This is a genomic window from Lichenicola sp. (assembly GCF_965198575.1).
In the GTDB taxonomy this organism is placed as follows: domain Bacteria; phylum Pseudomonadota; class Alphaproteobacteria; order Acetobacterales; family Acetobacteraceae; genus Lichenicola.
This window is the reverse complement of record NZ_OZ240671.1, coordinates 3,282,162-3,300,762: the sequence shown is the minus strand read 5'-3', so window position 1 is coordinate 3,300,762 and position 18,601 is coordinate 3,282,162. Positions and strand designations below refer to the sequence as shown.

Sequence of the window (18,601 nt, the reverse complement as noted above, 5' to 3'; positions counted from 1 at the left end):
CCGCCCCATGTCGTGCCCGTCCGGGGGCACATTCCCAAACAAGCTCCGGTGCGAGCCGGTCATGGCGCCGCACCCGTAGAGGAGAGCACCATGACGTTGCCCCTGATGCCGAAGGCCACCGCGGTCTGGCTGATCGAGAAGACCGCCCTCACCTTCACCCAGATCGCCGAGTTCTGCGGCATGCATCCGCTCGAGGTGCAGGCGATTGCCGACGGCGAGGTGGCGCAGGGCATCGTCGGGTACGATCCGGTGGCCAACCACCAGACCACCGCGGAGGATGTCGCGCGGTGCGAGAAGGATCCCGAGGCGCGGCTGACGGTGCTTTCGGAAAAGAACCCGGTGACCCGCCGCTCGCGTGGCGCGCGCTACACGCCGGTTGCCAAGCGCAACGACCGTCCCGACGCGATTGCGTTCGTGCTGCGCAACTATCCGCAGCTGAGCGAAGTCCAGGTGATCAAGCTGCTCGGCACCACAAAGGACACCATCGCCAAGGTGCGTGACCGCCAGCATTGGAACAGCGCCAACATCAAGCCGCGTGATCCGGTCATTCTCGGGCTGTGCAGCCAGACCGACCTGAACGCCATGGTCGCGACCGCCAACGAGCGCCTGGTGCGTGATGGCCAACATGTACCGGCGCCGCCGGTGCATCAGCCGGACGAGGAAGCCGCCTGAGGGCACTTCCGGCCCGGACAAGGGGAAGCGGTGATCCCGCTTCCCCGACAGGATCTTCAGTTCCGCTGGCGCAGACGCTCCAGCTCTTCCTTCACCCGCAACTTCTCGCGCTTGAGGCGCGATAGCGTGCCCTGGTCCGGTGCCGGCCGCCTGTCCTCGTCGAAGATCCGCGAGTCCAGCGACGCGTGCCTCGTCCTCAGGCTCTCGATGCGTGACGGTAGGTTCATGGTGCCTCCGGTTCATCAGGTTGCAACCTGATGACGCTAGACCCGCGGTCCCGTCGGGTGCCACACCTAAATTGAGCGATGGCGTTCCCGCATGCTATGCCATCCGGATGCTGATCGACCGCGATACCCTGCTCCGCAGGCTGCATGAACTGCGAAGCGAGCACCGTGACCTCGATACCGTCATCGGGCGCCTGGCGCCGCAGCCGATCGACCAGTTGCAGATCCAGCGGCTGAAAAAGCGAAAGCTGCTGCTGAAGGACGAGATCTCCTGGCTGGAGAGCCGCCTGATCCCGGACAGCATCGCCTGACATGATCTCACCAGCATCGGGCGCAGGCGCTGCGCCGGCGTGCCCGGCATCGAGAGGACTTCCCCCACGATGAGTGACACCGAATACGGCGTGGATTCAGAAACCAGCTCGGATCTGCCCGGCGACACGCGGGATCCCCAGGTCGGCATCATCATGGGCAGCCAGTCGGACTGGCCGACCCTGTCGCACGCCGCCACCCAGCTCGAGACGCTCGGCATCAGCTTCGAGACGCGCATCATCTCGGCCCATCGAACGCCCGACCGCCTCGCCGAGTATGCCCGCAACGCCACCGACAGGGGCTTGCAGGTGATCATCGCCGGCGCCGGCGGAGCGGCCCACCTGCCCGGCATGTGCTCGGCCTGGACGATGCTGCCGGTGCTCGGCGTCCCGGTGGAAAGTGCGACGCTGAACGGCATCGACAGCCTGCTGTCGATCGTGCAGATGCCGGCGGGCGTACCGGTGGGCACGCTGGCGATCGGCAAGTCCGGGGCGATCAACGCGGCCCTGCTGGCAGCCGCGATCCTGTCGCTGTCCAACGAAGCGCTGCGGGCCCGGCTCGAGGCCTGGCGCTCGCTGCAGACCGCCGCGGTGCCGGAAGTTCCGGCGGCCTGAGATGGACGCTGAGCAGGGCCTGCCGCCTGGTGCGCTGCCGCCAGGGTCGGTCATCGGCATCGTCGGCGGCGGCCAGCTCGGGCGGATGTCGGCAATGGCGGCGGCCAGGCTCGGCTATCGCACCCACATCCTGACCCACGAGGCAGAGGGTCCGGCGGCACAGGTTGCCAGCGGCGTAACCCTCGGCGCGCATGACGATCCGGCGGTGCTGCGTCGGTTCGCCGACGCGGTCGATGTCGTCACCTTCGAGTTCGAGAACATCAGCGCCGACGGGCTGGAGTTGCTGGCGTCGCTGAAGCCGGTGCGCCCGGACGGGGCGATCCTGCGCATCAGCCAGGACCGCCTGGCCGAGAAGCGCTTTATCGAGGCGGCGGGCGTGCCGGTGGCGCCGTGGCATGCGGTGGAGGACCGCGCCGCCCTGGATGTTGCGGTCGGGACGCTCGGACTGCCGTTCGTGCTCAAGACCACCCGGCTCGGCTATGACGGCAAGGGCCAGCGCGTGATCCGCAGCCCGGACGAGCTCGATGCGGCCTTCGACGCGCTGGCGCCGCACCCGCTGGTGGCGGAGGCGTTCATCGATTTCGCGTGCGAGCTCAGCGTCATGGTGGCGCGTGGGCTGGATGGCGGTGCCGTGGCCTACGACGCCGTGCAGAACCACCACAGGGATCACATCCTGAACCTCACCCTGGCGCCGGCGCCGGTCACGCCCGGGATCGCCGCCGAGGCCCGGGCGCTGGCGTTGCGGATCGCCGAGGCGCTGTCGCTGGTCGGGCTGCTCGGGGTCGAGATGTTCGTGGCCGCGGATGGCCGTCTGCTGGTCAACGAGATCGCGCCGCGGCCGCATAATTCCGGCCACTGGACGATGGATGCCTGCCCGGTCAGCCAGTTCGAGATGCACGTGCGCGCGGTGGCCGGCCTGCCGTTGCCCCCGGCGGTCCGGCATTCCGACGCGGTGATGAAGAACCTGGTCGGGCCCGGGGAGATGGCGCTGTGGCCGCAGATCGTGGCGACCCCGGGGCTGCTGCCGCATCTGTACGGCAAGCAGGAAGCGCGGCCGGGTCGCAAGATGGGTCACGTCAACCGGCTGTTCCCCAGGGGCGCCCTGCCCGGCGCGTTCGGGATCGCTGCCGCACTCGGACCGTTGGCGCATGATGGATCATTCTCGGAGGCCTGAGCTGGCCGGCCCGGGGGGAGTGGCTTGACCCGGTAACGGCGCCGTTACTAATTGGGGTCAGACGTGGTGACTGGTGCCGATGGTCGATCCTGAGCCCGACGCGGAACGACGAATGCTCCGCTCGATCGGTCGGCGCCGGATGCTGCGGACCCTGATCATGGCTGTCCCGCTGGCTGCAGCGTGGTTGTTGCTGTCCCACTGGATCGCCCAGCGCTGGGCGGTCCAACCCAACCTGGCCCGCTTCACCGTCGCGTTCATCCTCTTCGTCCCCAGCGTGCTGTTTCCGAGCTGGCTCCGCGCGGTCCTCCCCGACCGGGCCACGACGCAGCACGCTTCATGGCTGGACAGGCAACGCGTGGAACGGCGGACCAGAACAGGCCGGATGTTTGCCGTGATCAGTCTCGGGGTCCTGCTTCTGCTGCAGTGCGCGGCCGTGCTGGAACCGGAGACCGCGAGCCCAGCGTTCTCCGACGGCGACGTCGTTGTGTGGTTGCTTCTGACGATCTCCCTGAGCTTGCGATGGCGCCCTGCCGATCTTGGCGATGACGGCGCACAGCGACGCACGCTGGTCGCCGCCAACCGCGCCCTCCTGGTGACCCTGCTCGCCTGCGTCGCGGCAATCCTGCTCGATGCCTACCGGGGCCACGGGACATTGCGCCCTGCCCTGGAAGCGGCCCTGCTGATCGGCTGCCTGACCCTGCAGCTCAGCCTGATCATCGGCGAGCGGCAAGACGCGCTCGCGAGTGAACGACCCGATAGGACCGTGATCAGTCCAGCAGCCCCTCGTCGCGAAAGCTGATCCAGCGAGCGTTGCCGACGATCAGGTGGTCGTTCACGACGATCCGCATCACCGTGCAGGCCTCGACCACCCGTTTCGTCATGGCGAGGTCCTCGGGCGATGGGGTCGGGTCGCCGCTCGGGTGGTTGTGCACCAGGATCAGGCCGTGCGCCGCCAGTTCGATCGCCCGCCGGGCCACCTCGCGCGGATAGACCGGCGTGTGGTTGACGGTGCCGCGCGCCTGCGCCTCGTCGGACAGCAGCCGATCCCCTTCATCCAGGAACAGCACGCGGAACTGCTCGATCCGCTCACGCGCCAGCACCGACGTCAGGTAGTCGAGCAGGACCGCCCGATCGGACAGGATCGGACAGCCCAGCATCCGCGCGCGCGCCAGCCGCAGCGCCGCCTCATGCAGCAGCTTGAGGGCGGAGAGGCTATGCGTGCCGAACCCGGCGATACCCCGCAATTCCCTGAGCGGCGACGCCAGCAGGCCGGCCAGCGAACCGGACCGGGCCAGGGCGTCGTCGGCCAGGCGCTCGACATGATCGCAGGCCGGCATCACCCGTTTCAGCAGTGTGAGCAGCACCTCGTGGCCAACGGGCAGCAGCGCCGTCGGGGGCAAATGACCGGCGAGTGCCCCGATCGGTCGCGCGATCAGGAGACTGCCGGCATCGGCAAACCCGTCCGACATCGCATCCTCCTCGCACGCCCCGAGGCCATATTGGTCCGGTTCCGTAACGGACTATCGGCGCGCCGCGTCTCGGAGTCGAGCATTGGCTGCACCATGTAAGGAGCTGCATGACAAACCTCGCGAAGCGTTCCTCCTCCCCACGGCGCGAGCAGCAGGCCGTGCTGCTCGATCTCGACGGCACCCTGGTCGCCTCCCACAACGGCATCATCGGCGCGATGCACCGGGCGCTGCATGATCTCGGCCACGATATGGACCCCGCGCGCGACCTCACCTGGGTGATCGGGCCACCGCTGCACGACATCATGGCGCGGCTGCTGGGCGAGTTCGGGGACGACCGGGTGGGCCAGGCGGTGGAACGCTACAAGCACCATTACGAGGGCGGTGGGCTGTTCGACAGTCCGCTGTTTCCTGGCATCCAGCTGGCCGTCGAACAGCTGGCGGCGAGCGGGCGACGGCTCTTCCTGGCGACATCGAAACCGGTGCACACGGCGCGTCGCATCCTCGACGCGCGTGGATTGTCGCCGCTGTTCGAGGGGATGTATGGCGCCCGCCCGGATGATTCCGGAGCCGAGAAACCGGAGCTGATCGCCGGGCTGCTGCAGCGTGAGGCAATCGCGCCGGAGCATGCGGTGATGGTCGGCGACCGCCGCTTCGATATTGCCGGCGCGCACGCCAACCGGATGCGGGCGATCGGCGCGCTATGGGGCTATGGCGGCCGCGCGGAACTCGAGGAAGCCGGCGCCGACGCCCTGGTGGATGCCCCGGACGGGCTGGTGGAGGCGGTGCACACGCAACTTGCCGCGTCGGCCGCGCACGGCTGAGCCGCTACTCCTTGCTCTCGAGGCCGAGCCGCTGGTGCCATTCCGCGATCGACTCCTCCGGATACTCGTCGAAGCTCTTGTCCTTGGCCCTGATCGACGGCTCGACCCAGTTGGCCTTCGAGCCGAGCATCAGGTGGGTATGCTCGGGCGCGGTCGGCAGGTCGGTGTCGATGGCGGACGCAAAGGGGTGGATCAGCTCCGGCCAGTGCTTGTCGAACAGCCACAGGGCGCTCCCGCACAGGCCGCAGAACACCCGCTCCGCCTCGCTGTGCTGATCCGGCTCGCCGTCCTCGCGCAGGATCGCGTGGTAGCTGCGCGTATGGCTGCGGCCTTCGACCTGCAGCGTGGTCGCGTCGCCGGCGAGATTGATCGCGTAACCGCCACCGCCCTGGGTCTTGCGGCAGATGCTGCAGTAGCAGAGCTGATACGGCACAGGGTCCCGGCTCTCGAGCGAGAACCGCACGGCGCGACAATGGCATGATCCGTCCAGGTGCATGATCGACCCCCCTGCAGCCTGAATGCCGGCACGCGACGACCGGTTCCTAAATGAATGTTCAGAAACCGTGTTGCGGAGCGAAGCGGGTTGCCGGGTGGCCGGGAGCCGGCAATAAAGGCCGCCGAAATCGAGATGGGTTGACGCGGTGGCGAGCAGGCGAGCGGTTCTGGCAGTGACGGCGGCAATGATGCTGGGAGGGTCGCATTACGGTGCGGCCATGGCGCAGAGTGCGTCGGGAAACCCGCCGGGTCATGCACCCGCATCCGGCGGTGGCGATATTCCGGCGCACTTCAAGCCGGTGCTTGGGGAATACGACTACGACAAGCGCGACGTCATGATCCCGATGCGCGACGGCGCCAAGCTGCACGCCGTCGTCATCGTGCCGCACAGCGTCAAGCACGGACCGATCATGCTCGACCGGACGCCGTACAGCGCGGACCAGATCACCGGCAAGGTCGAGTCTCCGCTGGTCGCCGAGAGCATGCGCTACGTTTTCCGTGACCTGGTGCAGGCCGGCTACATCGTCGCCGTCGAGGATGTGCGCGGAAAATACAAGTCGGACGGCGACTACGTGATGAACCGGCCGGTCATCGGACCGCTGAACAATACCAAGGTCGATCACACCACCGACGCCTACGACACCATTTCATGGCTCGTGAAGAACGTTCCGGAATCGAACGGTCGTGTCGGTACCATCGGCACGAGTTACGATGGCTTCACGACGCTGATGAGCCTGATCAATCCGAACCCGGCACTGAAGGCGGCGGTGCCGATCAACCCGATGGTCGATACCTGGATGGCCGACGACTGGTTCCATCACGGCGCATTTCGCGAAGAGATGATGGATTACATCTACAGCCAGACTGCGACAAAGAGCTCGACCGACGAATGGTGGGCGACCGGGCATGACGATTTCTCGCTGTACATGCGCCATGGCTCGGCCGGGGCGTTCGGCAAGTCGATGGGAATGGAGCAGCTGGCGTTCTGGCAGCGCCTGACCGAGCATCCGGCCTATGACGCGTTCTGGCAGGGCCAGGCGGTCGACAAGCTGCTCGCCCGTACGCCGCTGACGGTGCCGACATTGTTCGTGCAGGGACAATGGGACCAGGAGGACATCTACGGCGCCATGGCCGCGTACGAAGCGACGGCGGCCAAGGGCGATGACGCCAACCGGTTCCTGGTGATGGGGCCGTGGTATCACGGACAGGCCAACGGAAAAGGCACGTCGCTCGGGCCATTCGATTGGCAGCAGGATACCGGGGCCTGGTTCCGCAAGCACGTGATGCTGCCGTTCCTCGATGCGCACCTGAAGGATGGTGCGCCGCCGGCGAATATCGCGCCGGTCACCGTGTTCCAGACCGGGACCGACACGTGGCGGACCTATTCCACCTGGCCGCAGGCGTGCGAAACATGCGCCGACACCGGGAAGGCCCTTTACCTGCAGCCGAACAGCGGACTGTCGTTCGACAAGCCGACGTCCACGACTGCGGCGTTCGATGAATACGTCTCGGATCCGGCCAAGCCGGTGCCGTACCGACTGCGTCCGATCCGGCCGACCTACGCGGAAGATTCCACCTGGCACACCTGGCTGGTCGATGACCAGCGCTTCGCCGACGGACGGCCGGACGTGCTGAGCTACAGCACCGCCCCGCTGACGGCGCCGGTCACCATCAGCGGCGCACCGGTGGCGCATCTGCTGGCCTCCACGACGGGCACCGACGCGGACTGGGTGGTCAAGCTGATCGACGTCTATCCGGACAGCGTGCCGGAACAGCCGGAGCTCGGCGGCTACGAGCTCGGCGTCAGCATGGACATCCTGCGCGGCCGCTACCGCGACGATCCGGCGCATCCGAGCGCCATTCCGGCGGGCAAGACGGTGGGCTACACGCTGGCATTGCCGAACGTGAACCATGTGTTCCTGCCGGGCCATCGGATCATGGTGCAGATCCAGTCGACATGGTTCCCGCTCTACGACCGCAACCCGCAGAACTACGTCGCCAACATCTTCTTCGCCAAGCCGAGTGATTACACCAAGGCGACCGACCGGGTGTTCCATGCCCCGGACGCGGCCAGCTACGTGCAGCTGCCGGTGGTGGCGGGCAGCGACGGAACCGAAGTCGCGGGGCCGTAAGACAAACCACGCGGTCCCGGCGCCACCTTCTCCGCGCGCCGGGAAACGCGGTGGCGCCGTCGGTGATCCGAGCACGACCTGTCGGTGAAGACGTCAGAACAGCGAGATCATGCCGACGCCGGCGATCATCAGGACCGCGCCGGCGATCCGGCCCAGGCTCGCCGCATGCTGCGGCAGGCCGAGCAGCCCAAAATGATCCAGGGCCATCGCGAAGATCATGTTCGAGGCGATCAGCATGCCGGAGAACGGACCGGCGCCGATCTTCTGCGTGAACAGCAACCCGGTGAAGACCGCCACCGCACCGGCAACTCCACCGAGCGGCGCCCACCACGGCATCTGCGCCAGATTGGCGATCGTCGGCAAAGGCTTCGGCACGACGAACAGCAGCGTGATGAAGACGAAGGCGATCGGCAGGAACGACACCGACGCGGCAAGGAACGGATTGACCAGCGACTTGTTGAGCTGCGCGTTCATGGCATTGCCCATCGCCTGCAGGATGCCGGCGGCAACGATCAGCGGATAGATCAGCGACTGCATGGGTCGGTCTTTCTTCGTGAATGGTTCAGGCGAGCAGCAGCCCGACCAGGGCGAGCAGCAAGGCGGGCGGCATCACCAGGGCGCCACGTGCCAGGAAGCGGCCGAACGACACCTCGAGACCTTCCCGGCGCAGGGCCGTCAGCCACAGGATGGTGGCGAGCGAGCCGGTGATCGACAGGTTGGGGCCGAGATCGACACCCACCAGCAGCGCATCCACGACCGGCGTCGGCAGGTGAGCCTGCACGATCGCCTGTCCGGCGATCAGCCCGGCCGGCAGGTTGTTCATCAGGTTGCACAGGATCGCCAGCCCGATGCCGCAAGCCCAGGCGGTCAGCCGCATGTCGCTTCGTGCCGCGTCGTGCAGGGCGTCAGCAAGCTTCGTGAGCAATCCGGTATGGGCGAGTCCGGCCACCAGGACGAACAGCCCGGCAACCAGCGGCAGCACCGCCCAAGACACGTCGCGCAGCGTCTCGCGCAACGCCGGCATCCGATCCTGCCCGCGGGCCAACAGCACGACGGCCACGGTGGCGACACCCGAGAGGCAGGTCGGCAGCCCGAGCTGCAGGTCCGCAGCGGACGCGCCGAGCAACACGAGCGCCGTGACGACGATGCCGCCGAGTGCCGCCCAGCCGGCAGCCGAGAGTGCCGGCTGCGGGATATCCGATCCGATCGGATCCGCGAGGGCCTTGCGCTCGACCAGCCGCAGCATGACGAAGGTCGCCACGATCGCTAGCACCGAGGGCAGCAGGAAGCGGCCGAGCCAGGTGGCCAGCGGTGGCATGTGTCCGCCGTACAGCACCAGGTTCGCCGGGTTGGAGATCGGCAGCACGAACGAGGCGGCGTTGGCGATGAAGGCGCACACGAACAGATGCGGCAGCGGGTCGGCCTTGGCGGCGCGGGCGGCGGCGAACACCGCCGGGGTCAGCACCACCGCGGCCGCGTCGTTGGACAGGAACGTCGTGACCACGGTGCCGACCGCATAGACGAGCAGGAACAGCCGCCGTGCCGAACCGCGCGAGCGGCGCACCGCAAAGGCTGCGAGCCAGTCGAACAGGCCCTCGCGCCGCGCCACCTCGGAGAGCAGCATCATGCCGACCAGGAACAGATAGACGTCGCCGCCCCGCCTGACCGCCGCGAGCGCCTGCCCCCACGGCAGCAAGCCGAAGCCCACCAGCAGCGCCGCGCCGAGCACCGCCCACACCGCCTCGGGCAGCTTCCAGGGCCGGATGATCACGCCGGCGGTCGCCAGGAACGCGATGGCAAGGGTGGCGAGCGTCGCGCCGTCGAGGCTGGGCGGCATCGGTCAGGCCTCCGTCGGTTGCAGGTCGGGATTCGGGATGTCGTCCTGACGCGTTTCCGGCATCAGCAGCAGAAAGAACAGCAGCGCGCAGGTGGCGACCGCGGCCAGGCCGAGGAACCCGACGGAGTAGCCGAAGCCCTGCACGACGTAGCCGCCGATCACGTTGCTCAGCGTGCCGCCGACGCCGACGGCGAGTGCCACCAGGCCCTGCATCAGGTTGAAGCGTCCGGTGCCGCGGGTCAGGTCGGCGGCGATGATCACCGAGATCACCCCGAAGATGCCGGCGGCGATGCCATCGAGCAGCTGGATCGCCACCACGCCGACCGGGTTGCTGGTGAAGGAGAACAGCACGCCGCGGATCGGCAGGATCACCAGCGCCACCAGGAAGATCGGCTTGCGCCCGATGCCGGCCCGCATCGCCCGCCCGACCGCCCAGGCGACGCCGACCATCACCAGCTGCGCGCAGATGATGCAGGCGCTGAGCGCCATGGTGTCCTGGCCGGGATGGGTTTTCGCCAACACCTGTCCGGCGAACGGCAGCATCGCCGCATTGCCGAAATGGAACAGCACCACCGCGCCGATGAACACGCCGACATGCGGACGCCGCAGCAGGTCGCGGAACGAGACCGGGCGGTCTGCGTGCTGCGGATCCTCGCCGCCACGGGCGATCTCGTTGTCGATCTCGGCCGGCCGGATCAGCACCACGGCGATCGCGCTGGCCACCGCGAAGGCGCACACCAGGTAGAAGATCCAGTCGGTGCCGACATACTGGCCGAACACGCCGGCGAGGCCGGCAGCGGCGAACGAGCCGGCGTGGTTGAAGCTCTCGTTGCGACTGATCCGGGCCGGCAGCAACCGACGCCCGACCAGGCCGAGCGATACCGCGGCGATCGCCGGCGGGATGATCGCGGAGGCCGCACCCAGCATCGCCTGCGCCGCCAGCACCGGCCAGAAGCCATGCGAGAGCACGATCAGCAGGCAGCCCAGCCCGACGAACAACCCCGAACCGGCGATCAGGGCGCGCTTCCAGCGTGTGCCGTCGACCAGCAGCCCGGCGGGGATCTGGAAGATTGCCGCCGCGATCGAGCTTGCCGCCATCGCGACGCCGATCGGGCCCGGCTGCCAGTGGCGGGTGCCGGCGAGGAACACCGAGAGGTAGGGCCCGACGCCGTCACGCACGTCGGCCATCAGGACGTTGACGCTGTCCAGCCCGCGCAGGCTCTGCCGCGAGGGTTGCCCCTTGCCGGCGTCGGTGACCGTGCACACGCTGTCGCTCACCATGCGCGGCCGTTCCGGTTCGGTCCCAGCCGTCCGCCCGGGATGCCCTTCTCCGGCCATGCGCCGACCCTGAAGCGGTCCTGGCCATCGGTCTCGCGGAGCGGGGGCGGCGCCAGTCCCGGGCCCGGGATCCAGGCGTTCACGGTGTCCTCATCGGTGCGGCCGACGGCGTCCTCGACCAGCACCGTCACTCCCACATGGCCCGGCGACACCGCGACGACCGCCCGCCACACCGACATCGTTCCATGGCTGGCTTGTCGCGTCATTGCCAGTAACGGACCGTCGGCGATGCGGCAGGAGGCGTGAACGATCTCGTGAGGGCTCCAGGCCCGGGCGCGGACCTCCATGTGCCCGGGCGGGACGCTGCTGGCGCGCGCCTCGGACGCCGCGGTGAGCAGACGCAGATCGGTCGGCGCCGTAACGATGCAGAACGGCGACGGGTGTTCGAGCGTCCTGAACCGCCAGGCGACGGCACCCGCCTCCACGACCGTCACGGCAAATCCGACCGGCCCCTCCTCGACCTGCCCGGTCGAGCGGACGGCAACGGAGATGGCGTGGCCGTCGTTCAGGATCTCGTTGTAGTGCGTGTGCCCGGTCGATACGGCGACCACGCGGTGTTGCGCGAACAACGCGGCCAGCTCATCCGCCGCATCGCGCAGATCGGCCGCGAAGGCGTGCATGAATAGTGCCGTCGGCAGGTCGAGCCTGTCGGCTTCGGCGAGCTCCTGCGCCAGCCACGTGCGCTGCGGCGCGCCCAGACGGAAATCCGGGCCGCCTGAACCGGCCGAGACGATGTCGAGGAAAACGCACCGCACGCCACCGATGGTTTCGGCACGTGGCAGGTCATGCGCGCCAAGCGCTTCCCGGTACGCATCGAGGTTTCCGGGCACGAAATCATGGTCGCCCGGGATGATGCGGAGCGGCAACGCCAGCGTATCGAGCGACCTGCGGATGAGGCGATATTGCGCGGCGGCGCCCTCGTTGGCGTTGTCGCCGGGGAGGAAGACGAAGTCGACGCCATCCGCGAACATCGTGTTGGCGACTGCGACGATCTCACGCAGATCCGCGAGACAGCGGTCGCCCTCCGCTGTCACGTGCAGGTCGCCGATCTGCATCCAGCACAGGTCGCTCATGGTCCGGTCGTTCCGTTGCTGCAAGGGGTCATGAGCGGCCGTTCTGCCGGCGGCAGATCGTTACGGTGCAGGCGGCGGCGGGGGCGGACCGCCCGGGTTGCCTGGGGGCGGAGGCGGCGGCGGCGGCGGGGCCGCGAGTTCGGCCAGATGCTGTGGATCGGCGCCGATGGCAGTCGCCGCGATGACGTGGCCGCGCTGGTCCTGGACACCCTCGCCGCGCGCCGCGATGCTCTGGCCGGGCTTCAGCTGGTCGGCCAACCGGTCCGCTTCCGGCGGCGGTAGATGCACCATCGTGCCGTCCTGCAGCAGCACGCCGTTCAGGTCGCCGCGCGGGCCATGCAGCTGCATCCGGATCACGCCCTGCACCAGGCTCGGATCGGCGATTTGTGGCGGCGGCGGCGGCGGCGGCAGGCGTCCCGGCCGGTTGCGGCTCGCATCGTCGACGATGCTGTGGCCGCTCGCGTCTTCGGTCAGCGACAGGGCCTGCACCAGCGGCAGGGTGCGTGCCTTCAGGCCGCGGATGGTGACGGCAGCACCGGGCTTCAGCAGCGCCACCACCTGCGGACCGAGATCGGGCGGGAAATGCACCTCGGTGCCGTCCTGCAGGATCAACCCGTCGACATCGCCGCGCGGCGTCAGGTCGTATTGGCCGACGACGCCATGAAGCGGCGGCAGCTGGCTGAGATCGGGATCGGCCAACCCCTGCGCCACCGCAGCGGCGGCTCCGGCACCGAGCAGCGCAACCGTGCCGAGGAGGAGGATCCGTCTTGAAAATGTCGTCATGTCTGGGCTCCCTTGGGGCGGATCGGGCGGTGAGTGCGCTGGATCCGTGGCTCCTCGATCGCAAGCCGCGTGCCACCTGCATCCGGTTGAAAAGACTGCAATTCCGCACGCGCCATGACGATGCATCGTCCGACTTCCGGACACGTGCCGTCCGCACTCCGGTCGATCGACGCCGGCTTGCATAGCTGCGGCCGAACGGGCGTTATCTGCGGGCGATGCACTCTCTTCGATCCCGCCTCTGGGTGCTCTGGGCCCTGGCGCTGGCGGCCTCGATCGGGGTCGGGCTGCTGCTGATCCAGCTCTACCGCACCTCCACCACGGCGCAGGTGGAGCGATCCGAGGCTGTGCTGGCCGGTGCCTGCGACAGCATCCGCGATCGCTACCGCTTCTACATGGCAGGTTCCGGCGCCACCCCCGCCCCGGCCGCCGCCCTCGCCGATCCGGGATTGCGCGCGGGCCTGACCCAGGTCGTCGTCGCCGGGCTGATCGGGCAGGCGGGGGTCGAAGGCGGCATCTGGTCGGCGACCACCGGATCGCTCGCCTATGCCTTCCCGACCTACGAGGGCACCGGACCGAAGAGCGACCTGCCGGTGGCCGAACTGCCGACCATCCGGAGCGCCAACCAGCAGGCGGGACGGAGCGAGCGAGCCGTGCTGCAGCGCGTGGCATCCGGCACCCAGACGCTCCTCGTTGCCGCCTGCCCGATCTCCGGGCCCCCATCCGGCCCGATCGACGGCCTGACCGGCTGGACCATGACCCGGGTGCGCCAGGCGCAGGGCTATGACCGGTTGCGCGCCGGGCTCGGGCTGCTGCTGGCGCTGGTGCTGGGCATCGCCGGCTGGGGGACCTGGCTCACCGCGGCTTGGGGGCGCCATGTCGGTAGGATCGAGACTGCGCTGGCGGCGCACAGCATCGAGGACCTGCCAACGCTGCCACGGACCGGCGAGCGCGAGCTGGACCGGATCATTGCGGCGCTGAACGATGCTGGAGGCCGGCTCGCGGCCGCCCGGACCCGCTCGACGGAGATGGCGTCGCGGGTCGCTGCGGCCGAGCGGCTGGCCGCGCTGGGTCGGGTCGCGGCCGGCGTGGCGCACGAGATCCGCAACCCGATGGCGGCGATGCGGTTGCGGGCGGAGAACGCGCTGACCGGCGATGCGGCGAGGCAACGGCCGGCGCTGGAAGCCAGCCTGGAGCAGATCTCCCGGGTCGACCGGCTCGTCGACGAGCTGCTGGCGATGACGCTGCGGCGCAGGCCCGAACGGCAGACGCTGGAGCTGACGGATTTCCTGCAGGCGCGCGCCGCCGACCACCGGGAGCGTGCGACAGCGGCCGGCATCCTGCTCTCGGTCGAGGGCGCCGCCGGACGCGCCGCGTTCGATCCGGAGCTGATCGGCCGGGCGCTCGACAACCTGCTGCTGAATGCCATCCGGCACACCCCGGCCGGCGGTCGGGTGCGGATGCAGGCGGACGGCGATGCGGATACCGTGCGCGTGGCGGTGAGCGATAGCGGGCCGGGCATCGACCCGGCGTTGCGCTCGCGCCTGTTCGAGCCGTTCGTCACCGGGCGTCCGGACGGCACCGGCCTCGGGCTGGCGATCGCCCGCGAGATGGCGGAGGCGCATGCCGGCTCGCTGGTGCTGACCGAGCCGGGCGGCGACGGGGTCGGCGCGACCTTCCTGCTGGAGCTGTCCCGGATGCCACCATGCCCACCATCCTGATCGTCGATGACGACGCCGCCTTGCGGGTCGGGCTGGCGGAAACGCTGTCAGACCTCGGGCACCGGCCGATCCAGGCGGCGGACGGCGACGCGGCGTTGCGGCTGCTGGCCGGACAGCCGGTCGATGCGGTGCTGCTCGATCTGCGGATGCCCGGCATGGATGGGCTGGAGGTGCTGGCGCGCATCCGACGTGGCCCTGCGCCGCCGCCGGTGGCAGTGCTGACCGCGGTGGCGACGGCCAGCAACACCATCGAGGCGATGCGGCTGGGCGCCGTCGACCATCTCGGCAAGCCGGTCGGACGCAACGACCTTGCGGCATTGCTGGAGCGGATGCTGCCCGCGCGTTCGCAGCAGGGGGGCGCCGTCGCTGCGACCGGCGGACCACGCGAGCAGCTGGTCGGGGCTTCGGCGGCAATGCGCGAGGTGCAGAAGCTGATCGGGCTGCTCGCCGACGGTGATGCGACGGTGCTGATCACCGGCGAGACCGGCACCGGCAAGGAGGTGGTGGCGCACGCCCTGCACCGTCACGGCAAGCGGCGCGCGGCGCCCTTCGTTGCCGTGAACTGTGCCGCGATCCCGGCGGATCTGCTGGAGAGCCAGCTGTTCGGCCATGTGCGCGGCGCCTTCACCGGGGCGATCGCCAATCACCCGGGCGCGTTCCGGGAAGCGGATGGCGGCACGCTGTTCCTCGACGAGATCGGCGACATGGAGCAGCCGATGCAGGCCAAGCTGCTGCGGGTGCTGCAGGAGCGGGTGGTGACGCCCGTCGGTGGCCGGCCGGTGCCGGTCGATGTGCGGATCGTCGCCGCCTCGCATCGCGACCTGCCGCTGGCGGTGCGCCAGGGCCGGTTCCGCGAGGACCTGTTCTACCGGCTGGGCGTCGTGCCGGTGCTGCTGCCGCCGTTGCGCGACCGCCTCGCCGACATCGTGCCGCTGGCCGAGCACTTCCTGTCGCTGGCGGCCGGGGATGGGCCGCCGCAGCGCCTGTCGGCCGGTGCGGCGGCGATGCTGCTGGCGCATCCGTGGCCCGGCAACGTGCGCGAATTGCAGAACGCGGTGCAGCGGGTGACGGCGCTGGTGCGGCGGCCGGTGATCGACGCCGGCGACCTGGATTTCCTGGGCGGCGCGACCCGGTCGCCTACCGAGGCAGACGCGCCCGCCATGGACTGGCTGGCCGGAGAGCTGGAGCCGGCGGTGGTGCGGCTGGAGACGGCGATGATCCGTCGCGCGTTGGCGGCGACCGGGGGCAACCGCACCGAGGCCGCCCGGCTGCTCGGCATCCACCGGCAGCTCCTGCACACCAAGCTGCGACGCTACGGACTCGACGCGGCGGGTCCGGCCGACGCGGAGCCGATCTAGACGCCGCTGGTGGCGCGTTCGCCGGCCCCTTGGCTGAGCGCGACGGTCCCTTCGCTGAGCGCGACGATCCGCTCGCTGAGATAGGCGGCATCGCGTCCGACCCCGGACATGCGGCCGGAGCCCCAGCTGTGCAGCCACGGCAGGCCGAGGAAATACAGCCCCGGCAGCGGGGTGACGCCGCGATGGTGCGTCGGGCGGCCGTCCGGGCCGGTCACCGGGAGGTCGATCCAGTGGTAGTTCGGTCGGAAGCCCGCGCACCAGACGATGCTGGTGATGCCGGCGGCGCGCAGGTCCAGGCTCTCGAGAGCGTCCGCCGGCGGGTGCCACGGCGCGACATACGGATCGTCGACCGGCGCCTGGATCCCCTGCTCCGCGATGAAGCCGTCGATCTCGTGCTTGATGGTCGCGTTGGCGGCGTCGGCGTTGTCGAGATTGGCGGCGAGATCGGGGGCGAACCGTGCCGCGCCGTCCGAGATGTCGGCGAGGCTGCCATGCAGCTGCATGCCGGCGACGGCGAAGCGGCGGAGGTCGATGTCGTGGCCGCCGCCGCGGGTCCCGACATAGTGGTTGGTTCGGTCGCGCACGCGCTCACGCAACGGATGCGCGTCCACCGGCACGTCGAAGTGGCCCATCGCGTGCTGCCACGCGACGACGTCCCTGCCACGGTAGGAACGCGACACCCGCGGCGCAGCGCCGACGCACAGATGCACGACGCGGCCGGCCAGGTGCAGGTCCTCGGCGATCTGGGCGCCCGACTGCCCGGTGCCGACCACCAGCACGGCACCCGGCGGCAGCGCCCCGGGGTTGCGATAGTCCGACGCCAGCACCTGGCGGATGGACGGATCCAGCTTGGCTGCCGACGACGGGAGGACCGGATCGTGATAGCCGCCGGTCGCCACCACCACCTGGTCGGCGTCGAAAGTGCCCCGGCTGGTGCGCAGCGTGTAGCCGGCCAGGGTCCGCGCGCCCAGCCGCTCGACCTCGACCCCGGAATGCACCGGCGGATCGAAGGAGCGGGCGAACCCGTCGAGATAGGCGACGATCTCGTCCCTGGGCATGAAGCCGTCCGGGTTGTCGCCGGCATACGGATAGCCGGGCAGCTGGCACTGCCAGTTCGGCGTGAACAGGCAGAAGCTGTCCCATCGCTCGTGGCGCCAGGCGTGGCCGGGTTCGTTGCGCTCCAGCACGACATGGTCGATGCCGGCGCGGCGCAGATACCAGCTCAACGACAACCCGGCCTGGCCGGCACCGACGATCGCCACCGGTATATGCGCCGGCAATGTCTGTCCGCTGCTCACGCCGTCCATCGTGGTCTCCTGCTTAGCGGAGAAGCTCTCCTCGACCAGCGACGGCGCGTAGCATGGATCGGCAAACCCGTCCGGCCATCAATGCACGATCCCGGGCGACGGTCGGCCGTGTCGCCGAGGATGTCATGAAGCGGGGCCGCGGCCATGCTGCAGCGGGCGTTCCATGACAGCCGTTCAGAGGCTGAACCCGGGCGGCATCAGTGCGGAGAGCGCCTTGCGCAGCGGCTCCGGTGGATCGGGAAACAACAGCCGGAGCATGGTCGCCGACGCGGGCGAAAGCGGCTTCTGGCTCGGCAGGATCAGGCCATAGCGCCCGGCCGATATCTTCCTGGCCAGCGGCAGGATCGCGAGCTGGCCACACGCCTCCTGCTGCAGCGCCACCGCTTCCGACACGATGCTGAGCGCGTTCGTCGCCGTCACGTAGGCCAGCGTCATGAGCAGCGAGTTCGCGCTGACGATCCGCTCCGGGGGCTGCAGACCGGACTGGTGGAACATCGCATCGACCCGTGCGCGCAGCCGCGATCCGCGCGCCTGCAGGATCCATGACTCGTCATGCAGCTGTGCCGGGGTCAGGCGCGCATGCGACCGGAGCGGATGATCGACGTGCCCGATCAGCAGCAGGCTCTCATCGCCGATCTCGTGGTAGCTGAACTGCCTGGAATGCTCGTTCGAGGTGCGGCGGCCAAGCACCATGTCCAGCTGCCCGCTGATCAGCCGCTCGAGCAGGACGTTGCTGGAATCCGCCTGCACCTCGACCTCCATCCGCGGATACAGCGCCTGCGCGCGGGCCACCGCCGCCGTCACGGTCAGGATCGCCGGCGCGTCGATGGACCCGATCGCGACGCGCCCGAGATGGCCGTCCTGGAAAGTGTTGATCTCGTCACGCGCACTTTCCAACTCCGACAGCACGGTCTGCGCGTGCCGGGTCAGGATCACGCCGACCGGGTTCGGCTCCAGGAAGCGACCCCTGCGGTCGAACAGCGCGTGACCCATGGCCGCCTCGAGATCGGTCAGCAGCTTGGAGGCGGCCGGTTGCGACAGGCCGACACTGTCCGCGGCGAGCTGCAGTTTCTGATGGCGGTGCAGCGCCACGAGCAGCTGCAGGTGCCGCAGCTTGAGCCGGCTTTGCACGAACCAGTTGAGGGAGAGGCGCCGCTGACCGGTCACGACCTATACCTGGAATCGTATGACAGGTTGTTGTCTTACGATTAGACGGATATGTCACGTCCGCATAGGCTGGCGCGTTTTCAAGGCGCTCCGGTGCCACCTTGAGATGG

The 18,601-nt window shown here is 69.2% G+C and carries 19 protein-coding genes; 9 read left to right on the top strand and 10 right to left on the bottom strand.

Annotated features, from left to right (window positions below):
* The first annotated feature begins 90 nt into the window (after positions 1 to 90).
* Positions 91 to 672, top strand: a complete 582-nt coding sequence (locus ACOEQ2_RS15005; RefSeq protein WP_419728760.1) for a DUF1013 domain-containing protein — start codon at positions 91 to 93, stop codon at positions 670 to 672.
* A 56-nt stretch (positions 673 to 728) separates the two neighbouring features.
* On the opposite strand, the gene ACOEQ2_RS15000 is transcribed toward ACOEQ2_RS15005, so the two are convergent.
* Entirely contained in the window at positions 729 to 899 is a 171-nt protein-coding gene (locus tag ACOEQ2_RS15000) for a YdcH family protein (RefSeq protein ID WP_419728759.1), read from the bottom strand.
* A gap of 107 nt (positions 900 to 1,006) precedes the next feature.
* Between ACOEQ2_RS15000 and ACOEQ2_RS14995 the strand changes: the two genes are divergently transcribed.
* The 4 genes from ACOEQ2_RS14995 (at position 1,007) to ACOEQ2_RS14980 (ending at position 3,792) form a co-directional block, all read left to right on the top strand.
* A complete protein-coding gene (locus ACOEQ2_RS14995) occupies positions 1,007 to 1,207 on the top strand; it encodes a YdcH family protein (protein WP_171834840.1) in 201 nt (66 codons plus the stop codon).
* A 153-nt stretch (positions 1,208 to 1,360) separates the two neighbouring features.
* Complete coding sequence (purE, locus tag ACOEQ2_RS14990) at positions 1,361 to 1,819, top strand: 5-(carboxyamino)imidazole ribonucleotide mutase (protein ID WP_419731242.1); 459 nt, start codon at positions 1,361 to 1,363, stop codon at positions 1,817 to 1,819.
* Position 1,820: 1 nt separating this feature from the next.
* Positions 1,821 to 2,993, top strand: a complete 1,173-nt coding sequence (locus tag ACOEQ2_RS14985; RefSeq protein ID WP_419728758.1) for a 5-(carboxyamino)imidazole ribonucleotide synthase — start codon at positions 1,821 to 1,823, stop codon at positions 2,991 to 2,993.
* Positions 2,994 to 3,072: 79 nt separating this feature from the next.
* Complete coding sequence (locus ACOEQ2_RS14980) at positions 3,073 to 3,792, top strand: hypothetical protein (RefSeq protein ID WP_419728757.1); 720 nt, start codon at positions 3,073 to 3,075, stop codon at positions 3,790 to 3,792.
* Here the strand turns inward: ACOEQ2_RS14980 and ACOEQ2_RS14975 are convergent.
* Positions 3,761 to 4,462, bottom strand: coding sequence for a JAB domain-containing protein (locus ACOEQ2_RS14975; protein WP_419728756.1), 702 nt, complete (start codon positions 4,460 to 4,462; stop codon positions 3,761 to 3,763). The genes ACOEQ2_RS14980 and ACOEQ2_RS14975 overlap by 32 nt on opposite strands.
* Positions 4,463 to 4,569: 107 nt before the next feature.
* Between ACOEQ2_RS14975 and ACOEQ2_RS14970 the strand changes: the two genes are divergently transcribed.
* Positions 4,570 to 5,283, top strand: coding sequence for an HAD hydrolase-like protein (locus ACOEQ2_RS14970; RefSeq protein WP_419728755.1), 714 nt, complete (start codon positions 4,570 to 4,572; stop codon positions 5,281 to 5,283).
* Positions 5,284 to 5,287: 4 nt separating this feature from the next.
* Here ACOEQ2_RS14970 and ACOEQ2_RS14965 read toward each other — a convergent pair whose 3' ends face one another.
* Complete coding sequence (locus ACOEQ2_RS14965; RefSeq protein WP_419728754.1) at positions 5,288 to 5,779, bottom strand: GFA family protein; 492 nt, start codon at positions 5,777 to 5,779, stop codon at positions 5,288 to 5,290.
* 145 nt (positions 5,780 to 5,924) lie between these two features.
* On the opposite strand from ACOEQ2_RS14965, the gene ACOEQ2_RS14960 reads away from it, so the two are divergent.
* Complete coding sequence (locus ACOEQ2_RS14960; protein WP_419728753.1) at positions 5,925 to 7,910, top strand: CocE/NonD family hydrolase; 1,986 nt, start codon at positions 5,925 to 5,927, stop codon at positions 7,908 to 7,910.
* Positions 7,911 to 8,003: 93 nt separating this feature from the next.
* Here the strand turns inward: ACOEQ2_RS14960 and ACOEQ2_RS14955 are convergent, their stop codons facing one another.
* From ACOEQ2_RS14955 to ACOEQ2_RS14935, 5 genes are read right to left on the bottom strand one after another with little or no spacing between them, the layout of a single operon-like run.
* The gene (locus ACOEQ2_RS14955) at positions 8,004 to 8,447 is read right to left on the bottom strand and encodes a DMT family transporter (protein ID WP_419728752.1); all 444 of its coding nucleotides are present in this window, start codon (positions 8,445 to 8,447) and stop codon (positions 8,004 to 8,006) included.
* A gap of 25 nt (positions 8,448 to 8,472) precedes the next feature.
* Complete coding sequence (locus tag ACOEQ2_RS14950) at positions 8,473 to 9,747, bottom strand: arsenic transporter (RefSeq protein WP_419728751.1); 1,275 nt, start codon at positions 9,745 to 9,747, stop codon at positions 8,473 to 8,475.
* Between the two features lie 3 nt (positions 9,748 to 9,750).
* Positions 9,751 to 11,028, bottom strand: a complete 1,278-nt coding sequence (locus ACOEQ2_RS14945; protein ID WP_419728750.1) for an MFS transporter — start codon at positions 11,026 to 11,028, stop codon at positions 9,751 to 9,753.
* Entirely contained in the window at positions 11,022 to 12,158 is a 1,137-nt protein-coding gene (locus tag ACOEQ2_RS14940) for a metallophosphoesterase family protein (protein ID WP_419728749.1), read from the bottom strand. The genes ACOEQ2_RS14945 and ACOEQ2_RS14940 overlap by 7 nt, the downstream gene beginning before the upstream one ends.
* Positions 12,159 to 12,218: 60 nt before the next feature.
* Positions 12,219 to 12,941 (bottom strand): hypothetical protein, encoded by a 723-nt coding sequence (locus ACOEQ2_RS14935; protein ID WP_419728748.1) that lies wholly within the window; start codon positions 12,939 to 12,941, stop codon positions 12,219 to 12,221.
* A gap of 215 nt (positions 12,942 to 13,156) precedes the next feature.
* On the opposite strand from ACOEQ2_RS14935, the gene ACOEQ2_RS14930 reads away from it, so the two are divergent.
* Entirely contained in the window at positions 13,157 to 14,659 is a 1,503-nt protein-coding gene (locus ACOEQ2_RS14930) for a sensor histidine kinase (RefSeq protein WP_419728747.1), read from the top strand.
* Entirely contained in the window at positions 14,644 to 16,017 is a 1,374-nt protein-coding gene (locus ACOEQ2_RS14925) for a sigma-54-dependent transcriptional regulator (RefSeq protein ID WP_419728746.1), read from the top strand. The genes ACOEQ2_RS14930 and ACOEQ2_RS14925 overlap by 16 nt, the downstream gene beginning before the upstream one ends.
* Here ACOEQ2_RS14925 and ACOEQ2_RS14920 read toward each other — a convergent pair.
* Both ACOEQ2_RS14920 and ACOEQ2_RS14915 read right to left on the bottom strand, forming a co-directional pair.
* Positions 16,014 to 17,324, bottom strand: coding sequence for an MSMEG_0569 family flavin-dependent oxidoreductase (locus ACOEQ2_RS14920; protein WP_419728745.1), 1,311 nt, complete (start codon positions 17,322 to 17,324; stop codon positions 16,014 to 16,016). The genes ACOEQ2_RS14925 and ACOEQ2_RS14920 overlap by 4 nt on opposite strands.
* A 174-nt stretch (positions 17,325 to 17,498) precedes the next feature.
* Positions 17,499 to 18,491, bottom strand: a complete 993-nt coding sequence (locus ACOEQ2_RS14915) for a LysR substrate-binding domain-containing protein (protein WP_419728744.1) — start codon at positions 18,489 to 18,491, stop codon at positions 17,499 to 17,501.
* Positions 18,492 to 18,601: the final 110 nt, after the last annotated feature.